At 36.1% G+C, this 22072-nt stretch carries 26 protein-coding genes; 1 reads left to right on the forward strand and 25 read right to left on the reverse strand.

All coding sequences use genetic code 11. The features are described from left to right. From ACQ2HF_RS11185 to ACQ2HF_RS11305, 25 genes are all read right to left on the reverse strand, one after another. Entirely contained in the window at nt 1-1107 is a 1107-nt protein-coding gene (locus tag ACQ2HF_RS11185; protein ID WP_432410505.1) for a sensor histidine kinase, read from the reverse strand. 124 nt (nt 1108-1231) lie between these two features. Continuing rightward, a complete protein-coding gene (locus ACQ2HF_RS11190) occupies nt 1232-1750 on the reverse strand; it encodes an FIST C-terminal domain-containing protein (RefSeq protein ID WP_432413086.1) in 519 nt (172 codons plus the stop codon). After that, a complete protein-coding gene (locus tag ACQ2HF_RS11195) occupies nt 1639-2388 on the reverse strand; it encodes an FIST N-terminal domain-containing protein (RefSeq protein WP_432410506.1) in 750 nt (249 codons plus the stop codon). Before ACQ2HF_RS11195 ends, ACQ2HF_RS11190 begins: the two co-directional genes overlap by 112 nt. Before the next feature lie 55 nt (nt 2389-2443). Next, nucleotides 2444-3583 (reverse strand): FIST signal transduction protein, encoded by a 1140-nt coding sequence (locus ACQ2HF_RS11200; RefSeq protein WP_432410507.1) that lies wholly within the window; start codon nt 3581-3583, stop codon nt 2444-2446. A gap of 17 nt (nt 3584-3600) precedes the next feature. Beyond that, nucleotides 3601-3903 carry an EthD family reductase gene (locus ACQ2HF_RS11205; RefSeq protein ID WP_432410508.1) on the reverse strand — a complete coding sequence of 101 codons (303 nt, stop codon included), beginning with the start codon at nt 3901-3903 and terminating at the stop codon, nt 3601-3603. 121 nt (nt 3904-4024) lie between these two features. Further along, complete coding sequence (locus ACQ2HF_RS11210; protein ID WP_432410509.1) at nt 4025-5164, reverse strand: FIST signal transduction protein; 1140 nt, start codon at nt 5162-5164, stop codon at nt 4025-4027. 343 nt (nt 5165-5507) lie between these two features. Further along, nucleotides 5508-5879 carry a hypothetical protein gene (locus ACQ2HF_RS11215; protein WP_432410510.1) on the reverse strand — a complete coding sequence of 124 codons (372 nt, stop codon included), beginning with the start codon at nt 5877-5879 and terminating at the stop codon, nt 5508-5510. A 145-nt stretch (nt 5880-6024) separates the two neighbouring features. Continuing rightward, complete coding sequence (locus ACQ2HF_RS11220) at nt 6025-6204, reverse strand: hypothetical protein (RefSeq protein ID WP_432410511.1); 180 nt, start codon at nt 6202-6204, stop codon at nt 6025-6027. A 12-nt stretch (nt 6205-6216) separates the two neighbouring features. Beyond that, on the reverse strand, nt 6217-7248 hold the full coding sequence (locus ACQ2HF_RS11225) for a DUF6090 family protein (protein ID WP_432410512.1): 1032 nt from the start codon (nt 7246-7248) through the stop codon (nt 6217-6219). Between the two features lie 227 nt (nt 7249-7475). After that, a complete protein-coding gene (locus ACQ2HF_RS11230) occupies nt 7476-8219 on the reverse strand; it encodes a DUF6090 family protein (RefSeq protein WP_432410513.1) in 744 nt (247 codons plus the stop codon). Next, complete coding sequence (locus ACQ2HF_RS11235; protein WP_432410514.1) at nt 8216-8998, reverse strand: hypothetical protein; 783 nt, start codon at nt 8996-8998, stop codon at nt 8216-8218. Before ACQ2HF_RS11235 ends, ACQ2HF_RS11230 begins: the two co-directional genes overlap by 4 nt. 2 nt (nt 8999-9000) lie before the next feature. Then, nucleotides 9001-9753, reverse strand: coding sequence for a DUF6090 family protein (locus tag ACQ2HF_RS11240; RefSeq protein ID WP_432410515.1), 753 nt, complete (start codon nt 9751-9753; stop codon nt 9001-9003). 107 nt (nt 9754-9860) lie between these two features. Further along, nucleotides 9861-10631: a DUF6090 family protein gene (locus ACQ2HF_RS11245; protein ID WP_432410516.1), complete on the reverse strand. Its 771-nt coding sequence runs from the start codon at nt 10629-10631 to the stop codon at nt 9861-9863. A 2-nt stretch (nt 10632-10633) separates the two neighbouring features. Continuing rightward, nucleotides 10634-11386 (reverse strand): DUF6090 family protein, encoded by a 753-nt coding sequence (locus tag ACQ2HF_RS11250; RefSeq protein WP_432410517.1) that lies wholly within the window; start codon nt 11384-11386, stop codon nt 10634-10636. A gap of 62 nt (nt 11387-11448) precedes the next feature. Beyond that, nucleotides 11449-12210 (reverse strand): DUF6090 family protein, encoded by a 762-nt coding sequence (locus tag ACQ2HF_RS11255; RefSeq protein ID WP_432410518.1) that lies wholly within the window; start codon nt 12208-12210, stop codon nt 11449-11451. Further along, complete coding sequence (locus ACQ2HF_RS11260) at nt 12203-12370, reverse strand: hypothetical protein (RefSeq protein WP_432410519.1); 168 nt, start codon at nt 12368-12370, stop codon at nt 12203-12205. The genes ACQ2HF_RS11255 and ACQ2HF_RS11260 overlap by 8 nt, the downstream gene beginning before the upstream one ends. Beyond that, complete coding sequence (locus tag ACQ2HF_RS11265; RefSeq protein WP_432410520.1) at nt 12363-13142, reverse strand: DUF6090 family protein; 780 nt, start codon at nt 13140-13142, stop codon at nt 12363-12365. Before ACQ2HF_RS11265 ends, ACQ2HF_RS11260 begins: the two co-directional genes overlap by 8 nt. Then, entirely contained in the window at nt 13139-13879 is a 741-nt protein-coding gene (locus ACQ2HF_RS11270; protein ID WP_432410521.1) for a DUF6090 family protein, read from the reverse strand. Before ACQ2HF_RS11270 ends, ACQ2HF_RS11265 begins: the two co-directional genes overlap by 4 nt. 2 nt (nt 13880-13881) lie before the next feature. Next, nucleotides 13882-14640 carry a DUF6090 family protein gene (locus ACQ2HF_RS11275; RefSeq protein ID WP_432410522.1) on the reverse strand — a complete coding sequence of 253 codons (759 nt, stop codon included), beginning with the start codon at nt 14638-14640 and terminating at the stop codon, nt 13882-13884. 39 nt (nt 14641-14679) lie between these two features. Next, the gene (locus ACQ2HF_RS11280; RefSeq protein ID WP_432410523.1) at nt 14680-15453 is read right to left on the reverse strand and encodes a DUF6090 family protein; all 774 of its coding nucleotides are present in this window, start codon (nt 15451-15453) and stop codon (nt 14680-14682) included. Nucleotides 15454-15465: 12 nt separating this feature from the next. Beyond that, the gene (locus tag ACQ2HF_RS11285; protein WP_432410524.1) at nt 15466-16194 is read right to left on the reverse strand and encodes a DUF6090 family protein; all 729 of its coding nucleotides are present in this window, start codon (nt 16192-16194) and stop codon (nt 15466-15468) included. Between the two features lie 4 nt (nt 16195-16198). Next, nucleotides 16199-16534 carry a hypothetical protein gene (locus ACQ2HF_RS11290; protein ID WP_432410525.1) on the reverse strand — a complete coding sequence of 112 codons (336 nt, stop codon included), beginning with the start codon at nt 16532-16534 and terminating at the stop codon, nt 16199-16201. Between the two features lie 93 nt (nt 16535-16627). After that, nucleotides 16628-17155, reverse strand: coding sequence for a nuclear transport factor 2 family protein (locus tag ACQ2HF_RS11295; RefSeq protein WP_432410526.1), 528 nt, complete (start codon nt 17153-17155; stop codon nt 16628-16630). Nucleotides 17156-17218: 63 nt separating this feature from the next. Further along, the gene (locus ACQ2HF_RS11300) at nt 17219-17767 is read right to left on the reverse strand and encodes a RidA family protein (protein WP_432410527.1); all 549 of its coding nucleotides are present in this window, start codon (nt 17765-17767) and stop codon (nt 17219-17221) included. 40 nt (nt 17768-17807) lie between these two features. Continuing rightward, complete coding sequence (locus ACQ2HF_RS11305; protein ID WP_432410528.1) at nt 17808-18740, reverse strand: NAD-dependent epimerase/dehydratase family protein; 933 nt, start codon at nt 18738-18740, stop codon at nt 17808-17810. Nucleotides 18741-18992: 252 nt separating this feature from the next. Here ACQ2HF_RS11305 and ACQ2HF_RS11310 point away from each other — a divergent pair, with 252 nt between their 5' ends. After that, complete coding sequence (locus ACQ2HF_RS11310) at nt 18993-22031, forward strand: ligand-binding sensor domain-containing protein (RefSeq protein WP_432410529.1); 3039 nt, start codon at nt 18993-18995, stop codon at nt 22029-22031. The last annotated feature ends 41 nt before the right edge of the window (nt 22032-22072 follow it).

A 22072-nucleotide genomic window follows, 5' to 3' on the forward strand; every position in this document is an offset into this window, starting at 1 on the left:
TTAGTTCGTTATAGGTAATGAAATTATAAATTCGGTGCCTTCGCCTTCTTTTGTTTGCACCTTCAATTCTCCCCCGTGCGCTTTTACAATATCATAGCTTAAACTCAAGCCCAGTCCGGTTCCTTGCCCGGTGGGTTTGGTGGTGAAAAAAGGCTGAAAAATCTTCTCTAATACCGTTGCGGGTATCCCATTGCCGTTGTCTTTTACTGAAATTTCAATCCCCCCTAGTGCATTCCTCTCAGTCGTGCCTCCCTCGTCGGATGCAAGCCGAAGGGGGGAGATTCGCTTAGTACTAACAATAACTTTTGCCTCGAACGCTTTTCCCCCTTCGGGGGCTAGGGGGACTTTTTTCTTTTCCGTACACGCATAAAAAGCATTGGTAATCAAATTCAAAACAACACGTCCTATATCCTGCGGTACAATTTGAGCCTTACCAATGGTAGCATCATAGGCTGTTTCCAGTGTGGCATTGAACGTTTTATCTTTTGCCCGAAGGCCGTGATACGCAAGCCGCAGGTATTCATCTACCAATACGTTCATATCGGTTACTTCTTTTTCTCCTTTACTGGTACGGCTGTGCTGCAACATTCCTTTTACAATGCCATCTGCGCGTTTTCCGTGGTGCAGGATTTTTTCTAAATTCTGAATAACATCATTTGCAATGGCATTCACTTCTTCGATATCTCCATTTTTTAATTCTTCCAGCATTTCTTCCAGCAGCTCCTTACTTACATCGCTAAAATTATTTACAAAGTTGAGCGGGTTCTGAATCTCGTGTGCAATCCCTGCTGTAAGCTCTCCCAGACTTGCCATCTTTTCTGCTTGTATGAGTTGCGCCTGTGCCGCTTTTAATTCAGCTAAAGAGTCGGTTAAGGCTTTGTTACTTTCCTCAATAGATTTTTGTTTTTGTTCCAGCTCTTCTATGGTTTCTTCCAGTAAAATGGCGGTGGTACGTTTTACTTTTTCGGTGCGTTCCAGTTTAAATTCTGAAATGGTCAACGCTTTATCCGCATCTTTAGCAGCTTTGATGAGGGTTGTTTTTTCTTCTTCCGAAACGTGTTCGGACTGCTGAATAAAATCAAGGATGGTTTTTAGGTCTTGGTTCATGCTAGGCGATACTTTTTTGAAACATAAGTTTGTAGTCTACGAGTTATTGTTTTTATGAAATATCTTCTTGATTGTTAATCTATTACGATTTTTTAAAATTTCAGTTATATAACCGAATTCTTTTTTATTTTTCCTTTAAAGTTACCCAGCAACAGGCACCCCCATGATGATTTTGTCTTCCGTTCAATACACGTCCAAATTCACCATAGGTAAAAAATCCTGCCATTGGCGTATTCCAAGTTTCAGCAAGGCCTTCATTTTCATCAGTTACCAATGGGCCAAGAATGGGTTGTCTTCCAGCGCAAGAAAAAATCAATAAGGCATCTGCTTGCTCGTTAGAGTTTTTTTTTAATTGGGCTGCTTTTTCAATAACTTCTTCAACAATATCAAATTCTGGTGGTTGTGTGAACCAAAATTTTGTGCCCTCTGGCATTGGATTGTCTATAACAAGCGCATTTGCTACGCTGTCAATGTTCATTGGTGTTTTTATGGCAGTTTCATTCGTATCCCGTTCTACGATGAATGGATATTCTATGGATACATCTTGAAATATCTTAAAATCCTTTTGGCTATTTTGTCGGTTTTCCCCAAGTATTTTAGGTATAATTCGACAGCAGATTTTCCATCTATTTCGTAGAGTAATTTACCTTCACTTTTGGTAACTGTTCTGGTAATTCCCATTGGTTTCCAGCCTGTAATGGCCATTCCTTTCAAGGAAATTTTATCTGCATTTAGCATTAATGCAATAATTCCATAATTGGATTCTTCTTTATTAGTAAAAACAAATGTTTCTTTTAAACCCCAATCGTCTCCAGCCATACCACCAAAAAATATTTTGTCTTCGCCAAGCTGTTTTTCTAAACTTTTCACCAATTTTTCTCCTTCAAAGTGTTCTCCCTGTTGGTTAATGCCTGGACCGCAAACGATAAGCGATGGGTTGGAAAATTTATTTAGTGCATTAGTTGCCAATTTTGTAACAGCTTTATCCAAGTTTCCATCTTCCATACTTTCAAACAAAATGGTATAGTGTTCCTTAGCTAGTTCTAAAAGTAACATAGCAATTTCTCCATCAGACTGATGACCATTAGTAAATTCGCCACACGACGTAGCTCCAAAAACCTCAATATCTTTTGAATCCATCAATTCACAGATGGCTTTTCTGTCTTGTTTTACAGACATAAAAATGATTGCTAGTGTAGGACTGAAACCATCAATTAAACTCTGTTCTAGAGCGGTTTTGATTTTTTCGGTGGATTTGCCGTGTATTGATTTTGCTTTCATAGTTTTTTTATCGGAATCAATTCCGAAGTTATTTAATGTGTCGAGCCGCTGGCTCTTATTTTTCTTTTAAAGCAACCACACAACATGTATTGTTATGAAATTCGTGCTTTCCCGTTTTAGATTTTCCGAATTCACCGTAGGTAAAAAATCCTATCATGGGTGCATCCCAAACGGCCTGTACACGTTCTAACTCTTCAGTAATCATAAGTCCAAACGAGAGATGACGACTGATACATGAGAACATAATTAAAGCATCTGCCTGTTCTTTATTTGTGTCTTTTAATTGCTCACACTCTGTGATCACGGTATCAATGGAATCAAAATCTGGCGGTAATGAAAATCGAACTTTGGCTCCTTGTGGTACATTACCCGCGCAAATTATAGAGCGATCTTCTTTATTTGCAAACATAGCAGTACGCATTACGGGGGTCACCCCATCACGTTCTAATTGAAGCGGATAATACGAACTTATATTAGTCACCACTTCTTTATTGCTATCTAAGTCTATTTCAACCCCCAGATATTTTAATATCATATCCAGCGCAGGCTTGTTGTCTATAGTATACACTATGTTGCCCTCACTTTTAGTAATGGTTTTTGTGGTACCAATGGGTTTCCAACCACAAGTGGCAATCCCACGTATATCAATCTTGTCTTCATCAATGATAAGTGCTACGAGCCCGTTTACGCTACTTTGTTTATTTGTAAAAACTTCAGGTCCTTCTAATAGTAGATCGTCACCTGCCATACCACCAAAAATGGTTACATCCTTCCCGGCACCTTCAACTAGACCTGCAACAATTTGCTCTCCATCCTCCGTTAACCAACCTGAGACCATAAGATATCCTGGATTGTTGAACGTGTTTTTCCCTTCCACACCAATTTCTATTGCGTTCTCGTACGTACTTTGCGTTCCTGTTTCTAAAAATTTTATTCTGAAATATGCTGGATCCATATCAAGTAACATAAGTACTATAGCACCTTCAGTAATATCATTGCCTACAAACTCTCCCGAAGAAGTAGCTCCGAAGACTGAAATATTTTCAGCATCAAAAATTTTACAAATAGCCTTATAATCTTGTTTGACTGAAAGGAAAACGATCGCCAAGGTGGGTTTAAAACCGTTCTTGATTTCGGCATTGACCTTGTTTTCAATTTCTTGAGAAGTATTCGCTTGCAGGGTTACTGATTTCATAGTTGAAAGTTTTGGTTTTATTCAATAGCTCCTACCAGTACCTGTACGCCGCCAGTGGCAAAATTGGCTAAATCTGCTGCTGTGGCTTGTCCTTCTGGCGAGCCCATGGTTTTTTGTAATTGTTCCATGTCACTAAAATAAATCTCTGCCATTCGGTAAAATTCAGGTTTAGACCCGTCTGGGGTGCCTACAATCTTGGTAAGCTCTAGCTTTGCCACACCTTTCATAGTTGCAGCCAGCGGTAAGTGGTTGTTTTTATAATAGTTTTCAAAAACGGCTACATCAGTTGGGTGCCCGTACAATACTGTTACTTTGTTCATAATTTTTGGTTTTTGCCTTTGCGCTCGCCCCAACCCTAAAGGGTGCCAACGCTCAATTGATTACAAATTATTTAATTTAGAAAACCCATCCGCCGTGGCGGACGGGGAAAGGTTTTCGGTTTTACTTTTCCTTTAAAGCCACGCAACAGGTGGTTAGGTTGTGCATTTCCAGATTTCCTCCTGTAGCGCGGGCTAATTCTCCGTTGCTGAACATACCTACCAGGGGGATGTTCCAAACATTTTTTACCCCTTCAATTTCATCTGCCATCATAGGTCCAAAAGACAGTATTCTGCCTGCACAACTAAAAATTACTAACGCCTCTGCTTCAGGCATTTTGGTAGCTTTTAAATTTTCAACTCCTTTTACTACTTTTTCCAAGACATCCCAATCGGGGGGCAAGGAAAATTTAACTTTTGAACCCTGGGGAACAGTGCCGCTCGTGTAAAAGGAACGATCTGTCCAATCTACCACAAGACCGGGACGCATAATGGGATCTCCTTTTTCTCTTTGTAATTGTAATGGAAAATTTGCTGCTATTTCCAATAACAAATCTTGATTGTCTGGAGTTGCATTTTCAAGACCTCCATATTTTACAGTGAGATCCAACACAGGTACATCGTCTACAGTAAAAACATGATTTCCATCGCTTTTGGTCACTATTTTTTCAGTTCCCATGGCTTTCCATCCACAGGTAGCAACTCCTTGGATTTCTACTTTGTCCCCGTCAAGCGCAAGGCATAGCAATCCATTTTTACTTTCTTTAGAATTTGTAAATACAAAGGTTTCAACAAAGGTCATATCGTCTCCAGCAACACCTCCAAAAACATTTACCTGAGCCCCTATAACATCTTCAAAACCACGGAGGATTTCTTCACCATCTACATTGCTGTTACTCAAACCAATTAAAAACGTTGGGTTTGTAAACCTGTTCTTTGATTTTTTAGCTACAGCTATTGCGACTTCACGATAATTTTTGTTAGGATATTCTTCAACGTATAATTGAAAGTGCTCTGGTTTCATATCCATTAATAGGATAGCAGCAGATCCTTTTTCGGTTTCTTCATCTATAAATTCACCATTAGTGGTGCAGCCAAAGACAGTAATATTTTTTTCGTCAAGGAGCATAGTTATCGCAGTGCGGTCTTGCGATACCGAAATAAATACAATGGCAAGAGTAGGAGTGAAACCATCAGACATGTTGGCTTCTAAAGCCTCTATAACTTCTTGCGTAGATTTGCCTTTTATCGATTTTGATTGCATGGGTAATTGTTTTTAAACAGCGTTTTTACAATTGACAATGAGGTAATTAGCAGCAATTAATTTACAATTTCATCTCCAATTTTGAAATACGTATTAATACCTATTTTTCAGGATGACTTTAAAATTCTGAAGCCATTTGAAAAGTTTGATTTTATAGTAACAATGTAGGGGAATAGGGGGGATGAGTCAATCACACAATGATGTGATTTTTTGATAGAATGGCAAGAGAAGAGAGAAAAGAATAGAGAGGAAAGGTGAAGGCAGAAACTTTAAAGGAGAAATATTCTCAATCAATTTCTGAAGTAATCATTTCTATAATCTTTTTCGATTTGGTTTCAATTAATTAGTAAGCGGTTATAAAGTCTAGCGAGATAAGGTTGATAATTACTAAGCCATTTTTATATTCTGGACTGTTGAATAATTCTATAAAATCTGCCGCTGTAATCTGTTGTGCTTCTGCGGTCTTTTGCCCTGTAAATACTGGCATCCATTGGTCAATATTTGTGTATTTGAAAATGGGTTTCGAAATATATTCACGATAGTCGTAGGTTTCGTGTTCTATACCAAATTCATTGTATTCATACAGTTCCTGTAATTCCAGCAACAGGATTTTAATAGAATCGTTGGAGATAAGATTAAGGTTTCCAGAGTTTGAAAGCTCGTTAAATGTGGTATTATTTGGCGTAAAACGTTCTTCCATAATGCTATGTGCCACATTTTTAGTTATCTCAGAAAAATCGTTTATGGGAGCTCCATTAATGTGGGCTAAAACCGTTTCGGCGCTTTTGTATTTTTCTCTTCGGAAATTGATTTGAAATGCTAAATTTTTTAAATCCTATTGAAGGTCTAGTTGTATGTTGTTAAGGTATTTTAGCTCTTGGTTTCGGTCTGCTCTGTTGTTGTTCCAATTGTTTACTTGCAGCGTCAAAAAGGATTCCTACCATTACGAGGATTATTTCGCCTATGGCGTATTTGAAGTACTTGGTTGTTTTACCTTCAGAAATATAACGTTGCCTAAAATGGCGAAAGAATTTTATCATATTTGTGATTTTTTATAGGTCTTCTGTTTTTATAAAAATGGTAGACTTTGCTCCGCCACTAACTTCTATACTATGTTGGCCTTTCTTATTTTTATATACCCTAAAAATAGGTCTAGCTTCTTTGATGAAATAATAATCACCCTCGTGCCAGTATAAATTGGTGTCAGGATTATTTGAACTTTTCAATACCAACTGTTCTTCTTCGATATTAATGGAGCCAGTTTGTCCAAGTGCGTTACCTATGCCTGTATAGTTTCCTAAAAAGACATGGATGCTTTCTTTTTTGGGGAGTAAGGAAAGTGGTTCAGCATAAACAACAGACGTTTGTTCCAGTAAAGAATCAATTTTTTTGTAGAGTATGGTACTTTCAATACGATAGCCGTTTGCAGCTTGGGCGATGTTTCCCAAATCATTCATATATATTGATGACTTATTTTTCAGAAAAGGGTCTTTAAAATAATATTCCATCGCTTCTTCTGGGTACCTGCCAAAAATATAATCGGCTACTTTTGGGTTTGTTTTTAGGTCTTCACGACCATCTATCATTACGGTATTTTTAATATAGGTGTTGTAATCGTCTATATCATTTTGCATCTCTACATATAAATTATTAAAATGGGGGAGTAGGCAATTGTATTTTTCGGGTAAATTTTCCAGGTTATCTATAAATCGTTCATAACCGCTTGTTTTAGTACTAAAAGAGACATAATTTTTGTCTATTGGCAGGCGGTATGGATTTTTTTTATATAGCTCAAAAGTGATGGAGTCATCCATTATTTTTTGAAACAGCGAATCTTTCTCGATATATACATTAAAGATACGTTTTGAATCCAGGATGTCGGTTTTTAGGTCTTGCTGAACCTGTGTAAGGATGGCTTTTATTTTTGCTTCATTTTGGGATGCATTATACATACTGTTAATGCCTACCGCTATGAGAATCCCAATTACAACAAGGATAATTTCGCCTATTCCGTAGAGGAGGTACTTTGAAAACTTGCTTTCAGTAACAAGGCGTTGTCTAATTTTTCTAAAGAATTTTATCATAGTTAAGTAATTTTGCCTTTGCGCTCGCCCTCAATCCCTAATGGGATGTCTACGCTATAAAAGAAATGATTATACTTAGAAAACGCATCCTTCTTGCATCCGACGAGTGAGGCCTGCCTGCCTAGGCACGACAGGCAGAAACGAATGAGAAGAATGCACATGGCAAGGTTTTCGGTTTTACGGATGTTTCTAAAGAATTTTAGCATGGGTTAGTAGTTATAAATTCGTTATTTTTTAATTTTGGTATCGAGGGTTTTTTGGAATCCGTTTATTTGAATGATGAGTGCTTCATAACTTGATTTTAAACTGCTTAAAATAGCAATGCGATATTTTACTGCATTGGATAGGAATTGACTTTGTTTTTGTTCAGTAGTAAGCGTTACAAGATTTGAGTTTTCAGTAATCAGACTTTCGGGATAATTGAACTCTAAGGTATAATAGGTCATTAAAAAAGGGGCTATAGTATTTCTGGAATACTCAATAAGTGAGGTGTTCAATGCAAAAATTGAAGTATCGATAGTATTGTAATAGGAAAGAAGCGTATCCTTTACTTGCTTATTTGCGAGTAGGTTTAATTTGCCACTTGATACTAAATCCTGTATCGTGGATTTTTCAGGCACAAAAGAAAATGTATTTAATAGGGAAGATGTGAAGGGAACATTTTGTTGAATGGTAAGACTTTCAGAATCTAAATCTTTTTTTAATTTTCCTAAAGTAGTTAGTTGTATATCAATGTTATTGATTAAATGGTTTAAGTTTAATGAATCCTTTTTAAGGTCTGTTTTAATGGCTTTAAGATAGTTTTGTTCTTCGCTCTTGTTGAGTCGGTCTTGATTCCAGTTATTTATGGACAACGCAATCAAAATCCCAATCACCACGAGGATGATTTCCCCAATGGCGTAGAGGAGGTATTTACTAAGTTTATTTTCAGTAACTAGTCGTTGTCTTATGTGGCGGAAGAATTTTATCATCTCTCGGTACCATTAGTTAATTCCTGATCTATCAAACCAATTAGGGACTGCATTTCTTCTTCAAAATCGGGATAAATGGTTAAGTGTAAAGAATAACTAAAGCCTATAAACTGAAAAATATAATTCTCAAACTTTTTAGAGCGTAATAGATTTTTATTTCCTTTTGTACGCTCAGAAATATCGATTCCCAATAATGTTGAGTACCCCAAATCTTCTGATAGGCTTCTAAAGTCACCGTTTTGATATAGATAATTTTTTAGATTATCAGTAGCTTCGGCAACCTGTTTTTCCTGCAAACGCACACGATTAATTTTTTCTTCCCAAGAAGCAATCAAACCGCCTATGCTGTCATTTTTTATATTATTAATTCCTCCAGAATAAATAATTTGGTTCAAAGCTCCGTTTTCATAGTTTAAAACCTGGTCCGTAAGAAAAAACTGATTAATTAATTGTGATATATCTGGTTCGGTCAAATTATTTATTAGACTATCACTATTCATCGTATTGAGCACTTTATACGCATTTTCCATTTTTGCTGAGAGTTGGCTTTTTTCTTCAGACAGTGCATTGAGATTACTCTTCATTTCACGTTTCACCAATCTTAGATAGGTTTCCTGTTGCTTTTGGAGGCTGTATTCCTGTTGTTGGTTATTTAAATAAAGTGCAATCAAAATACCAATGACCACAAGGATTATTTCGCCTATGGCGTATAGGAGGTATTTTGAAAACTTGTTTTCAGTAACAAGTCGTTTCCGGATATTTCGAAAGAGTTTAATCATAACTATGGTCTTTTCAATTCATTTTCAATTACATTGATTAAATGGGCATTTTGTTTTATTAAAATTTCAAAGGAAACAATACTGTTTACAATTTTTAATGAGGCTTCAAAAAGTATTTGCTGAAATTCTTCATCTTTTGAGAGTACTATTAATTCTGCGTTATCAATAAAATCTAGATTTAAAGCATCTTCACCGGTACTTTTAGATTTGTTTTCAAACCAACTACTCAGCTTGTACATTTTTTTTTCACCTAGATACACACGCATTTTAGAATTTATAACACCTTCTAACTCCGAGTAAACATCGTCCGTATCTTTCATGTTTCTAAAATAGGTTAGTACTTCTTTTCGTATGCTATCATTCTTGATTTTAGTAGCTATAAATGGGTCGTTTTCTTTGGTTATGGGGTTGTAATAAAGCAAATATCGTATCAGAGTAGGGTCCTTAAAAACAAGTGTTATATCGTTTTTTACACCAGTTTTATACAATTGCTCGTGTAAAAAATCGATTTCTCTTAGTTCTTTTAGATTGATGCTATAGGACACAGAATCTGCTTTAATATCTAATAGTAGATTACTGTAAATTGCGCGAAGATTACGGTTTTCTTTTCGCCCCTCATTCCAGTTGTTTATTTGAAGCGCAATCAAAATCCCAATCACCACAAGGATAATTTCGCCTATGGCATAGAGGAGGTACTTGCTGAATTTGGATTCAGCAACTAGGCGTTGGCGGATTTTTCTAAAGAATTTAATCATAATCTCACATTGTTTTATGAGTACTCCCGCAAGCGGCTATCTTCACCAAAGGTCTACCAGAGTTTTGATTTTGTGTTGCAAAATGGTGGTGCGATACTCTAAAAAATTTAATCATTGTGTAATTCCGTATTTAATAGCGTCATTGCGTCATTCATTTTGAGCTGTAAAGGGAGTAGAAAACCTGTTTGCAGATGATTTGTAGTTCCAATAAAAAAGACAATATCATTTTCGAAAGTTTTGGATTGTACTAATGCCATGTTCGAATTTTCGAAGGAACTTTCTCCTAGTTTTTCGGCAACTTCAGGTTCAAGAGTATTGAATAAAAGAATTCTAACATTACCTAGTTCCCGTGTGGTCTGAAAGCATTGCATTCTCCAATTAAATACTGTTTCTTCCTGAGACTTTAACAGTTGTAATTCCGATTCCATGGAAGCAAAGAAGTCACGTATCTTACTATTTTTAATAATGCTGAGACTACCAGAACTTATGGCCTCGTTTATAACACCAAGACTAGGTTTGTATACTGCTTCTCTAGCAAATGTATTGTACCAGAGTTTTGAAATTTCAATTTCCGTAGAAGTGGATATTTTTGGAGATAGAACCGATGCCAATTGATGTGCTCCTTCATTTCTTTTTCTATTGACTTCTATAATTCTGTTTAATTCTTTACGATTTGTTGTTAATTCTTGTTTTAACGCAATAAGTAAGGCTTGTTCTTTTACATTGGTTTTACTATGTTCATTCCAGGTATTAATCTGCAAGGCAATCAAAATCCCGATGACAACGAGGATGATTTCGCCGATGGCGTAGAGCAGGTATTTTGAGGTTCTGTTTTCTTTTATCATTGATTTACGGATATGTTTAAAGAATTTAATCATAGTTAGTTTATTTGTTCTTCTAAGAGCAGCAACATTGCTGTAGCTTCTTTTTTATATTTCCTTAAATTACCGAGATACCATAGCGTAAAAATCTTGTAATGTGCACTTTTTACGCGGTTTTCCTCACTCTCAAAAATGTATTTTAGAAACTCTTTATCATAATATGTTCTGCCTATATAAGCCGACCAATCCACAAACCATTCATATTTTTGGTAGCTCGTAAGATTATCTTTGGCTAGGTCACTAAAAATGTTATTTGATCGCATTATAAATTCATTGTATTCGGTGTAAAATGTATCAATACGTAGAGATATCGAGTCGGTTTCAAAATTTTGTTCGGTATTCATAGCTTTTAATAATTGATACCCCTTGTCCAGATTTTTAAATGTTTGAAAATCTGTAACATCACTTCTACAGTGTAAACATTGTTTATAATTGGTACTAGTAATGGTATCATAATACCCTTTAGGTATGGCTCGATCTATAATGTCTTTTAACCGTTCACTCTTGTCAAAATAAAATTCGATGACGGGGGAAAGTGCTACCGTGTCTGACTTTAAATCTTTTTGTATTTGAGAATATACGGTATGGAGGTATTTTTTATCCTTTCGGGCTTCATTCCAATTGTTGATCTGTAAAGCAATAAGAATCCCAATAACCACGAGTAAAATCTCGCCAATGGCATATTTAAAGTATTTGGTGGTTTTGCCTTGACTAAGAAGGTTTTTACGGATGTTTCTAAAGAGTTTTATCATTTGGTTAATTTAGAATCGTAGTGAGTTCAAAAATATCTAGTTCAGCTTACTAATGGCTTTTCTTACTCCTTTAAGTGCTCATCTATCTTAAGAATAATGTCTTTTGCCTTTTGTTTCATTTCTTGCACAGTTTCATTTAATCGCATTTTGCGATATGTATTCATCTTTATAGAATTTCTTACGTTAGGTTCCCTTAATTTCTCTAAAAGCACAGCTTTTCTTTCGGCTTCTTTCTGTGCAAATTGAATTTCATTTTCTTTATAAAAATCATTATCGGAGAAAATATCAATTTCATAACCCATTGCTATCCATAGTTTACCTTCATCAATGCTACCATCAGAGTCCCATTTTGTAATAACATTGTAACCATTTGAGTCTATGGTATAATAGGTGTTGATTAAATCAAACAGCTCGTTGTATTCAAAAAAGTCTGTTATGCCAGCGTTTACGACCTTTTCATAGCTTTGATTTTTTACTTTGTAATTGAAGGCCGTATAGGGCATTTTGTAAAATAAAGAATTTGCTGATATTGTGTCGCTAAATGTTCCATTCAATAATGATTTGGCGTTATCGACGAAACCTGGAATGCTTTGCAAATCCCTAGAAAATTTAACGGTATCTGCAACCAAATCATAACGGATATCTTTTAACACATTTCTTACCACAACTTTCTCTTTGCGCTCCTCATTCCAGTTGTTGATATTCAAAGCAATCAAAATACCAATCACCACGAGGATTATTTCGCCGATGGCGTAGAGGAGATATTTGCTGAATTTATTTTCAGTTAAAAGATTCTTCCGGATACGTCTAAAAAACTTAATCATAGGTTAAAGATTTGTTATGGTTAAGCCCGTCCCGATAGCTATCGGGAGCTATCTTCACCAAAGGTCTACCCGCCGTCGTACTTTGTGCTTTTTCGGGCAAGCAAGACCTTTGATTTTGCGTTGCAAAATTCTGTTGCGATACTCTAAAGAATTTAATCATTCTGTAATTCGGTTTTGATGAACTCCTTTAATTTTTTTGTCTCGATAATAATTTGCTTCATTTTTCCCATGTTTTGCCTTTGACCTCCATCAACTAAATCCATTCCTATTTGGTAATCGTTATATTCTTTTGAGTTTTTATTAGTATAAAACGGATAATTATTGAGGTTGAAATTGAGGGAGTCCCTATTAAAATCCATCATCAGTTTCCAAAAACCATCTTCAAATTTTATAAATCCGTCCGTTACATTTTTAGCGTTTAAGACATTATAGGCTGCCTCGCGTTCCCCTCTTTTATAATAGACTGTAATGGCTTCCACTAAAGTGTCTGAACCCAATGAATATAATTTGCCAGTATTGCTTAATTCAGAATAGGTATTATCATTCAAATTTAAAAGTGCATTTCCTGCAAAAAAGGGTGCTGATTTTATATAGTCGAAATGTGATTCGTTCAATCCCAAATAAGTCAGTTTTATAATGGAATCACTTGCTATTACTGCTTCTTCCAACGCTGGATAGGTATCATCATTTAAAGAATCATAAACGAGACTGCCTAATCGCTTCTCATTAGCATCAAGGTCTTTTAGCAATTTGTTTAAAAACACTTTATTGCTTTTCTTTAACTGTCGCTGGCTATTCCAATTATTGATGGACAATGCCAAAAGAATCCCGATGACTACGAGGATTATTTCTCCTGTTGCGTAGAGCAGGTATTTGGGGAACCGCTTTCGCGAAAGCGCCTCTAAACGTAGTCTTTTGAAGAATTTTATCATTGGTTTTCAATTTTTCGTAGTTCTACAAGTAAGGCACTGGTTTCTTTTAGCATCTTTTCTAAATCTGCTTTTCTTCCATAATTGATTCTTTTTGCTACGGTAAGTTTATCGAATTTGGCGATCAAATCTTTGGCACTTACATCTTGCCAAAGCAGATCCTGTAAAGGACCATTTATCGTATTGATTCCAACATTAAGACTGTAACTTTCCTGATAGTTTTGTACCGCATCAACGTATACTTTGAAATTATCCTCTGAAACTTTTTCTATGAACTCGTGCTTTCTATACAGGTCATAAATAGTTTGTGTGAGCTGGCTATCAAATAGATTGACCTCGCCAGAAAGAACCATTGTCTTGTAAGCGTTTTCGTTTTGAAAATTAATTGTTAGGGCAAGAGGATTAAACTCATACCGTGCAATTTTTATCAGGGTGTCTAGAGTTGCTTTTCTACTAGATAAGCGCGCCTGCAGGCTAGACAGATCATTCTCTTGTTTTTGAATTGCCAGAATTTTACTTTTACAGAAAACGCTGTCCTTTTCAAGATTTTCTATTAAGATTTTACTGTTTTTAGTAACGATTTTTTTGTTCCTGTCTTCAGTATTCCAATTATTTAGGGAAAGCGCAATCAATATCCCAATGACCACGAGGATTATTTCACCTATGGCGTAGAGGAGGTATTTTGAAAACTTGTTTTCAGTAACAAGGCGTTTTCTAATATGGCGGAAGAGTTTAATCATTTCTATTTTTTTAACTCGGTATCTATTAATGTTAGTATTGTTATAATACTCTTCCGTAAGGATTCACTTTGGGTTTTTGCAAAAAGCGAACTGGAAACTACGGTAGACAATTGATCTGCCAATTTGGGATTGGCAAGGAATGCCTCAACATCGACCGGCTCTTTTGAACTACTAAAAAGATTGGGTGTTTTATTCGTTTTATCTAGCAAGAGTGTCTGGACCACGTCAAGGCGGTTCCATTTGGCGGCGTTTATGTTTCTTATTGGGTATTGTTGGTATAAAAACGGGAGATAATTATTTCTCAATATAAAAATCCAAGCTGTTTCTTCCTCTGTGACTTGTACCAAATCACTCGGCCATTTTGAGAGTTTGCTACGAAGTTCCAAGTTTTGAATAAGATACAGCCTTCCTCCACTTATCAGGTCGTTGGTAATGGGGTCAAAAGTAGGTGCTACCGTTGTTCTGGCTAAATAAACAACGACGGAATCAGGAATTATTATGGACGGGGCGTCATGATACTTTAATAACATAACGCCTGCATTGACCATAGCTGTACGCATGGATATCTTTTCATCCAATTGCACAAGATTTGCATTAAATTCTTCACGAAGCTGCCGAAGCGTTTGGAGTTCTTCATTATGTTTTATTCTATCTTCTTTCCAACCGTTTAAAGACAGCGCAATCAAGATACCAATCACCACGAGAATTATTTCGCCTATGGCATAGAGGAGGTATTTTGAAAACTTGTTTTCTTTAATCATGTTTTGGCGTATTTTCCGGAAGAATTTTATCATATAGCACTAGTCTTTTAATTCTTTGTCTATCAATCCAATAGTTTCAGTAGTTAACCTTAGTAGGCCATATTTAATCCAAATTTCGTCCATCGTACTGGCAAGGTATATTTGAGTTAATTGTGCGTAGGTTTTAGAAGACTTTATCAGCTGTACAAATTCATCATCACTAATAACAAAATCAGGATGCATTGCAATGGGTTGCTGTACATAGAATACTTTAGGGACCTCTGGAATAGCTGATAGCTTAAAAAATATATCATTAAACTCATCATTATTACTTGAAATTTTCTCTTCAAAATTTTTACTTACAGCTTCTCTGGATTTGGTATAATCTTTTAACAAAGACAGTTTTTGTTTTAAGCTGTCACTTAACATCTCGAATTTACCGGCCGATATAGATTCATCAAGAACTGTGGTTAACATGGACAAGGTGGTTGGGTAATACAAGTTAGAAGCATATAGTCTAAGACTATCAATTGGTAATACTTCAGCACCTGCTGAAAAATTAACAACCTGATTTAAATGCGCATTGTTAGTATGAAGTCCTTTTACATATTGCTCTAGCACGTTCTTATTAATTTTAAATTCTTGCTTTAAGGCAACCATGAGTTTTTCCTTACTGTTTTCTAGTTTTCTGTTTTCATTCCACGTATTAATCTGCAACGCAATCAAAATCCCAATCACAACAAGGATAATTTCACCTATGGCATAGAGGAGATATTTGCTGAATTTGTTTTCAGTAACTAAACGTTGTCTTATATGGCGGAAGAATTTTATCAATTTAAAGGTTGTTTAGTCTAGTTTTTTTAATGCTACTGTTATTTGCTCACGTAGCTCTTTATTGGTGTTTCTAAAGACCAATAACTTATCTAATGTGCCAGCGTTGTTGTCTTGAAAGGCTAACAAAAAGGAAGAGAGCTCTTCTTTAAAGAGCGGGTCATCGGGATTTTTTATAAGAATGCGCTTATCTTTATTAAAAAGCGATAAAAACCTAATGATACTTTGTTCGCCATTGTAAATATTAAGAATCGCCACCTCGATATCCAATATGCTTCTTCCAATCTTTGGTTGCTCGTAATCGTAATATCTTGAAATTTTAGTGGTAAGATTGTTATCGGCTAGCTGCAGTCCTTTCGATTTTAAAATTTCGTACGCATTATTTATTGGAAAATATCTCTCGAAAGTGAGCAGATGCACTAAATGAAATTGAACCGAATCTGTTTTCCATATTTGAGTGTCTGAAAATTTTTCTAAAGAAATAATCGAATTTTTAGCCTTTTTACGTTGCGTTATAATAGCATCCACCAAGACAGTGTCTTCTTCAAGATTTTTTAATACTTCATTTAAGACGTAGTGCTCGTCTTTTTTTGATTTTTTATTTTCATTCCAGTTATTTATTTGAAGTGCAATCAAAATCCCAATCACTACAAGGATTATTTCTCCAATGGCATAGAGTAGATATTTTGAGAATTTGTTCTCTTTGACCAGTCTTTGACGGATATGCCGGAAGAATTTGATCATACGCCTAGTACAAAATATTATCCAGCGTCCAGTCCAGTCTTTTCTCTAGCATACTGAAATTACAGTCTGAAAAGAAGAGTGTATACATTTCTCTCCTAAATGCAGCGAGTTCCATCTCGGTATATTCATGATTGTTAACACTTAGATCTACTTTGTTGAGCCGTTTTTTTTCTGAATGCCTATGGAATTTCTTGTACATTTTATCAAAAGTTTCCTTAGAGACTTTTGCTTGTATCATTTCCAGCTCTTCCTTGGTTTCTTTTTTATCTGCATTGGCACACAGCAAAAGGATATATACCTGTAATTCGGTTTTGGTCCAGTTTGGTTTATACTTTTTCATGACTATGATTTGTTATTTTGAAATTTTCTAATGGTAATAGGGCTATGTAGGGCATACTTCTTTTGTTAGCTGAATTAAAAAGCTCCTATTTTATTATTTAGACGGTATAAGTGTAGCGCCATCTCGTAACGCAAAGGGCATCGTATCATAGTAATGCGATAAAAAAGCCATTTTTCCATCTACTAGTAAGGCAACCACATGATACTGTGCCGTAGCAGTTTTCTTAGTTTTTTTATTTGTGTTGGTCACAACTCCCCAACTAAAGCCATACTGTCCAGGCGTCACGGCTACATTTTCATCAGTCTCTACCGATAAATAAACATCTCCAGAAAAGCTAAAAGTATTCTCTTTAAAAGTTTGCGTATACCGTTCTAAATGGTCTTGTTTAGAGATGGTATCATTAGTGCCTCCCAGACCAATGATCAAGGCATCGTCTGCAAAAAACGAATTTAATTTTTTTGCGTCTCCTGCCTTCATGGCTGCTGTATAGCCTTGAAGTAGTTCCACATTGGCTTGGTAGTTGTCAAAATCCAGTGTCACACCCTTGTCCTGCGATTGGGCAGTAAAAGAGATGGCAAGTAACATAAGAAACGTGTAAATGGTTGTTTTAAAAGTTTTCATAATTGTTTGATTTTAAGAGATTAGAGTAATAGTTATGTATGTTTAGTTTTAGTTATTGAAAGTTTATTCTGCTTTATGAACTTCCAGTTCAATCTCAATCATAAACTCAGGTATGGCCAATTCTTTAACACCTAACCAAGAACCAGTAGGAAAGTGATTTTTGTAGATTTCTGTTCGGTATGCTGCGTTTTCAAGAAACATAGGCATATGGGTGGTAAACACATTTTCTACCACTACATCGTCAAAAGTGCAGCCGTAATGGGCTAATATTTTTTCCAAATCTGCATAGCAGTTTTTCATTTGTTGTGCTAGATCTCCTATAGCGGTTGGATTTCCCGCATCGTCCATACTTACAGCGCCCGAAACTTTTATACTATTTCCTATTTTCACTGCGTGCGAATAGCCGTAGGCTTCTTCAACTTCCGGACGAAGCTGAAAATAGTCTGGCTTCCCATGTTCGGCTTCTGTTTCCTGGTGAACTACAGTTTCAACAGGCTCGTTAGGTGTTGGCTTGGTTTCTTCTTTGCAGCCTGTGAACGCTAGGATAGTGGCTAATAAAATTCCTATTGGAAGCAGTTTTATTTTTAAGGGATGTTTACGCAGTGATTTCATATTTTTTCGGTTTTAAGTTGTTATTTTTTTAAATGAAATTTTAATATGTTTTTAAAGTTTCCGCAGCAGGAATAAATTGCATCTGTAAATCTTTTTGCGCCAGGGTGTTTTTATAAATACTAACCGGAGGATTTTTTGCTTGCTTATGATTTAATAGTAGAGAAATATCTGATGTTGCGTAGGTTTCGCTGGAAAGCAAATAATCCTTTCCGTGTAAGCCTTTTGTAGTAGCTGTTTTAAAAATAGCTTTAGCCACATCCCGAACATCTACAATGGCAAATGGCACGTCGTTATCGTAAATAGCCTGTATAAAATCGTCTGGGGCAATTTTATTTTTTATCAGAAACTGAAGCCCTGTTGAAGTAGAATCTTCTCTTTTAGAAAGCGATTTTCCCATCACAGCCACGGGTGAAACCGTTGAGATTTCAAAAGAAGTTTCTGGATGATTTTTTATAAACTTCAAAACCGTTTGGTTCGCTATAAACTTAGCCTGTGCATACGGATGGCTTTCAATACTGGTAAAGCGAATGTCGGTTTCATCAAAAGTATCTTTAAAATTTTTGTTGCCTGCAGGCATTGGGAAATTGGTGTTCCATCCAGCCACCGAAGCAATAAATACAACTTTCTCAATCCCTGGAGTTTTATTAATAACCTCCAAAAAATTTTCAGTTCCTTTTATGGTGGGATCAAAAAGTTCGGTCTGGGGGTTGTCTACAGCAAGTTGGAAAGGGGTTCCTCCATGGATAATGATATCACAATCCTCAGCAAATTCTTTTAATTGCTTTTTATTTTCAACAGTAAGCTCGCTAAAACTAATTTGATCACTATGGCCCAGTTCTAACAGGTGTTGGTATTTTTCTTTTTTAAGTATATCGGTCACGCCAACTAAGACGTTATATCCTTCTTCTACAAATTTTTTGGTTGTATGGCTCCCTATAAATCCGGAACCACCAATAATGCCTACTGTTTTCATAAATTCTAATTAATTAATTTGTTAGTTGAAAATTCATCTTTTAAAAAATAATGCGGTTTTAGTAGTAGGGTCAATCATATTGGGGGTAATCGGCAATTTTGAAATAGACCATCGTGAAAAATTTTGGCTTAATTCTTATAAAACAAGATACGCTTCAGATCCTGACAAGTCAATCACACGTTAATGTGATTTTAGGTGCTATCTTTTTGTATATTTGGAAGTTACAGAACTGAACCAGCCAAATTTCAACCAGTGTATTTTTCTATCAGAAATTTATTTTCTTTTTTTCTGCTGCTTCTTATTTTAGGTAGTATTTCACTTTTTGGGCAAAATCCCTCACAGATTGATGAGTTAACTACGCAGCAAGGGCTTATGTTCAGGGAAGTAATTGCTATTGAGCAAGATAACAATGGTTTTATGTGGTTTGCTACCCCACAAGGAATCAATAGATACGACGGGTATAATTTTAAGGTGTATAATAGCGATAAAAATAACCCGTATTTTATTGAAGAAGACAAACTAACTGGAAATACCCTTTTTGACAAAAAAGCCAATGTTTTATGGTATCTCGCCAATGATAAGCTATTTGCACTGGATTTAGAGACAGATATGGTTATTGCTTACAATGAAAAACATACCATTAACGGGAAGGTCTTAGCATTGCATCAAGGCAAAGATGGAACTATCTGGATTATTACCGATGATTACTGGAAAACACAAAAGAGCGATTCCAAACAGTATTTATTGAAATATAATAAGGGTCGTTTTGAAGCGGTTGCCAACATACCCAGAAACAACCGAGGGTTTGTTAGTCTGAACTCAGATGCCAAGGGAAACCTCTGGTTCAGTACTACCAACGGAACAAGAAAATATACACAAGCGGGTGCTTTTATAACCGATTATGATCTGGACTGTTATGATTTTTATGGAGCTACCATGCACTTTGTGCGTTCCTATATTGACAGCAAAAATAATCATTACTTTTTCCCTAAGACCCAAGGTGGGATTCATTTGCTTGATGGGATTACTCACCAAACGAAAACGTTGTTGGATGTCATGGAACAATTTAATGTGGGTATTGAAGATAGCCAGAACAAAGTTTGGTTTGCTGGGTCACAATCGCTGTACCGAATGGATGAAAAAGGCGGCTTTACTAACTATACAGATTTGCTTAAAAGTCGGTTTGATTATTCTGTAATAAACGATCTATTTATTGATGAAAACAACTTGCTTTGGATCGCAACCGATAATGGCTTGTTCAAAATACGCATTGGAGAACAATTATTCGACACGCTATTTACCTCTCAGAAAAAAGGTTGGGGAAACACTATGCGTGGAATGTTTGAGGACAATGAAGGTACTCTATATGGTCTTTGTGAAAGTTCCAGTCAAATTATATACAGAACCTCAACGGGTCGTATAGATACGCTTCATTTAAAAACTGATACTGGAGAACAACCCAACATTCATCACGGAGCAAGCTTTTTTGTAGTGAACGACGCGAAAACTTTTGTTTATAGCGTATCGAAAGAATTACTTAAAATTAATCTGAAGTCAGGATATGTAAAACAGTATAAAGAATTTATCCCTAATGTAAGGGTTTATGGATCTAATCCGCTTGTAAAACTGGCAGATGGAAGGTTGTTATTTGGCTACACACTTTCGCGCTTAACACTTTTTGACCCTATAACAGAGAAAAGTGAACCCGTATTTAAAGATAGTAATAGCTATACTGAAATTGAACCCCTTACTTTTTTTGCAGCAAGTAAAGAAAAAAATATAGTTTGGGTGGGAACCCAGGATAATGGGTTGTTAAAACTTAATTTAAACGGAAGTATTGAAAAGGTGTTCACCATAAATTCAACGCCAAGTATTAGAAAAAATCACGTGCTTGTGGTGGATGAAGATACAGATGGTAGTATTTGGGTTGGAACCTACGGTGGAGGCCTTACTCATATTTCAGCAGATGGGAAAACGGTAAAAAGCTACACAAAACCTGACGGATTACCAGATAACAATATTGTAGGGATACTTACAGATGGTTCAGATAATTTATGGCTAAGTACCTATAACGGCCTGTCTTATTTTAGCAAGCGAAATAAGAACTTTCAAAATTATTATACCGAAGACGGCTTGTCACATAACGAATTTAATTATAGCTCTTTCTTTAAAGACAGCAACGATACTTATTATTTTGGCGGAATGAACGGAGTTTCCAGTTTTACGTCTAAGCAAATAGTACGCAATGAAACGCTACCATGTTTAAGGCTTACAGGATATTCTGGGTATAATAGCAGGTATAAGGAAAGCTACGAGATTGATACCTCTTTATACGAAACGACAACTATCGAAATTTCGCCATACGATCAATATTTTCAAATTAATTGGACCATGCCTAGTTATTTTCAGAACGATACGAACAAGTATAGCACAACCTTAGAAGGGTATGAGGACAGATGGTTTTTTCAGGGAAGCAGCCCTTCTGTTAGGTATAATAAATTACCAGCAGGCGAGTATATTTTAAAAATTAAAGGAGCCGATGCCAGAGGGAACGAAACAAGTTCCATATTATCTATTCCAATTACCGTTCGTCAGTTTTTTTATAAAAAATGGTGGTTTATCGCGCTAGTTATACTGCTGAACGTAGCCTTGGTATATGCACTTTTCAAATGGAGATTACAGCAACTATTGGCCTTAGAACAGTTGCGTACCAAAATATCCAGCGATCTCCACGACGATGTAGGTTCGTTGCTTTCAGGATTGGCCATGCAAACGGAGTTGATGGAAATAAACGCCAGCCAGGAAGACAAAACGAAATTGCAGAAAATAGCAGGCATTAGCCGAAATGCCATTTCACAAATGCGGGATCTGGTGTGGAGTATAGACAATAGACGAACAACAAGCAACGATTTAATTGAACGCATGCATGAGCTTGCTGAAGAATTGTTATTACCCCGAGACGTATCTTTCAATATTAATAGTGAAGGCGTAGACCAGCGCAATAAAAAACTAGCACCTCAAATAAAACAGAATCTCTTTTTAATCTACAAAGAAGCCATCACGAATCTGCTAAAGCATAGTGACGCTTCACATTTGCAGGTAACTATTGCAAACCAAGCCAAAAACTGTCTCTTTAAAATTAAAGACAACGGAAGCACAAAGGAGAACTATTCGTCTACAGGATTAGGCCTTTCCAATATTCAACTACGTGCCGAAGCCATAGGAGGGACAGTTACTTTTGAAACTACCAATGGTTTTGCAATTATTCTGAAGTTGCCTTTTCAGCTTTAAAATCACACGTTTATGTGATGGAGGTGTGTTGTTTAATAAAT

The organism is Rasiella sp. SM2506, assembly GCF_050859505.1.
Lineage (GTDB): Bacteria > Bacteroidota > Bacteroidia > Flavobacteriales > Flavobacteriaceae > Marinirhabdus.

Bases quoted from the DNA above. Each gene is read 5' to 3' on its own strand.
- ACQ2HF_RS11185 (WP_432410505.1), bottom strand. From the start codon at position 1,107: ATGAACCAAGACCTAAAAACCATCCTTGATTTTATTCAGCAGTCCGAA.
- ACQ2HF_RS11195 (WP_432410506.1), bottom strand. From the start codon at position 2,388: ATGAAAGCAAAATCAATACACGGCAAATCCACCGAAAAAATCAAAACC.
- ACQ2HF_RS11200 (WP_432410507.1), bottom strand. From the start codon at position 3,583: ATGAAATCAGTAACCCTGCAAGCGAATACTTCTCAAGAAATTGAAAAC.
- ACQ2HF_RS11205 (WP_432410508.1), bottom strand. From the start codon at position 3,903: ATGAACAAAGTAACAGTATTGTACGGGCACCCAACTGATGTAGCCGTT.
- ACQ2HF_RS11210 (WP_432410509.1), bottom strand. From the start codon at position 5,164: ATGCAATCAAAATCGATAAAAGGCAAATCTACGCAAGAAGTTATAGAG.
- ACQ2HF_RS11220 (WP_432410511.1), bottom strand. From the start codon at position 6,204: ATGATAAAATTCTTTCGCCATTTTAGGCAACGTTATATTTCTGAAGGT.
- ACQ2HF_RS11225 (WP_432410512.1), bottom strand. From the start codon at position 7,248: ATGATAAAATTCTTTAGAAAAATTAGACAACGCCTTGTTACTGAAAGC.
- ACQ2HF_RS11230 (WP_432410513.1), bottom strand. From the start codon at position 8,219: ATGATAAAATTCTTCCGCCACATAAGACAACGACTAGTTACTGAAAAT.
- ACQ2HF_RS11235 (WP_432410514.1), bottom strand. From the start codon at position 8,998: ATGATTAAACTCTTTCGAAATATCCGGAAACGACTTGTTACTGAAAAC.
- ACQ2HF_RS11240 (WP_432410515.1), bottom strand. From the start codon at position 9,753: ATGATTAAATTCTTTAGAAAAATCCGCCAACGCCTAGTTGCTGAATCC.
- ACQ2HF_RS11245 (WP_432410516.1), bottom strand. From the start codon at position 10,631: ATGATTAAATTCTTTAAACATATCCGTAAATCAATGATAAAAGAAAAC.
- ACQ2HF_RS11250 (WP_432410517.1), bottom strand. From the start codon at position 11,386: ATGATAAAACTCTTTAGAAACATCCGTAAAAACCTTCTTAGTCAAGGC.
- ACQ2HF_RS11255 (WP_432410518.1), bottom strand. From the start codon at position 12,210: ATGATTAAGTTTTTTAGACGTATCCGGAAGAATCTTTTAACTGAAAAT.
- ACQ2HF_RS11260 (WP_432410519.1), bottom strand. From the start codon at position 12,370: ATGATTAAATTCTTTAGAGTATCGCAACAGAATTTTGCAACGCAAAAT.
- ACQ2HF_RS11265 (WP_432410520.1), bottom strand. From the start codon at position 13,142: ATGATAAAATTCTTCAAAAGACTACGTTTAGAGGCGCTTTCGCGAAAG.
- ACQ2HF_RS11270 (WP_432410521.1), bottom strand. From the start codon at position 13,879: ATGATTAAACTCTTCCGCCATATTAGAAAACGCCTTGTTACTGAAAAC.
- ACQ2HF_RS11275 (WP_432410522.1), bottom strand. From the start codon at position 14,640: ATGATTAAAGAAAACAAGTTTTCAAAATACCTCCTCTATGCCATAGGC.
- ACQ2HF_RS11285 (WP_432410524.1), bottom strand. From the start codon at position 16,194: ATGATCAAATTCTTCCGGCATATCCGTCAAAGACTGGTCAAAGAGAAC.
- ACQ2HF_RS11290 (WP_432410525.1), bottom strand. From the start codon at position 16,534: ATGAAAAAGTATAAACCAAACTGGACCAAAACCGAATTACAGGTATAT.
- ACQ2HF_RS11295 (WP_432410526.1), bottom strand. From the start codon at position 17,155: ATGAAAACTTTTAAAACAACCATTTACACGTTTCTTATGTTACTTGCC.
- ACQ2HF_RS11300 (WP_432410527.1), bottom strand. From the start codon at position 17,767: ATGAAATCACTGCGTAAACATCCCTTAAAAATAAAACTGCTTCCAATA.
- ACQ2HF_RS11305 (WP_432410528.1), bottom strand. From the start codon at position 18,740: ATGAAAACAGTAGGCATTATTGGTGGTTCCGGATTTATAGGGAGCCAT.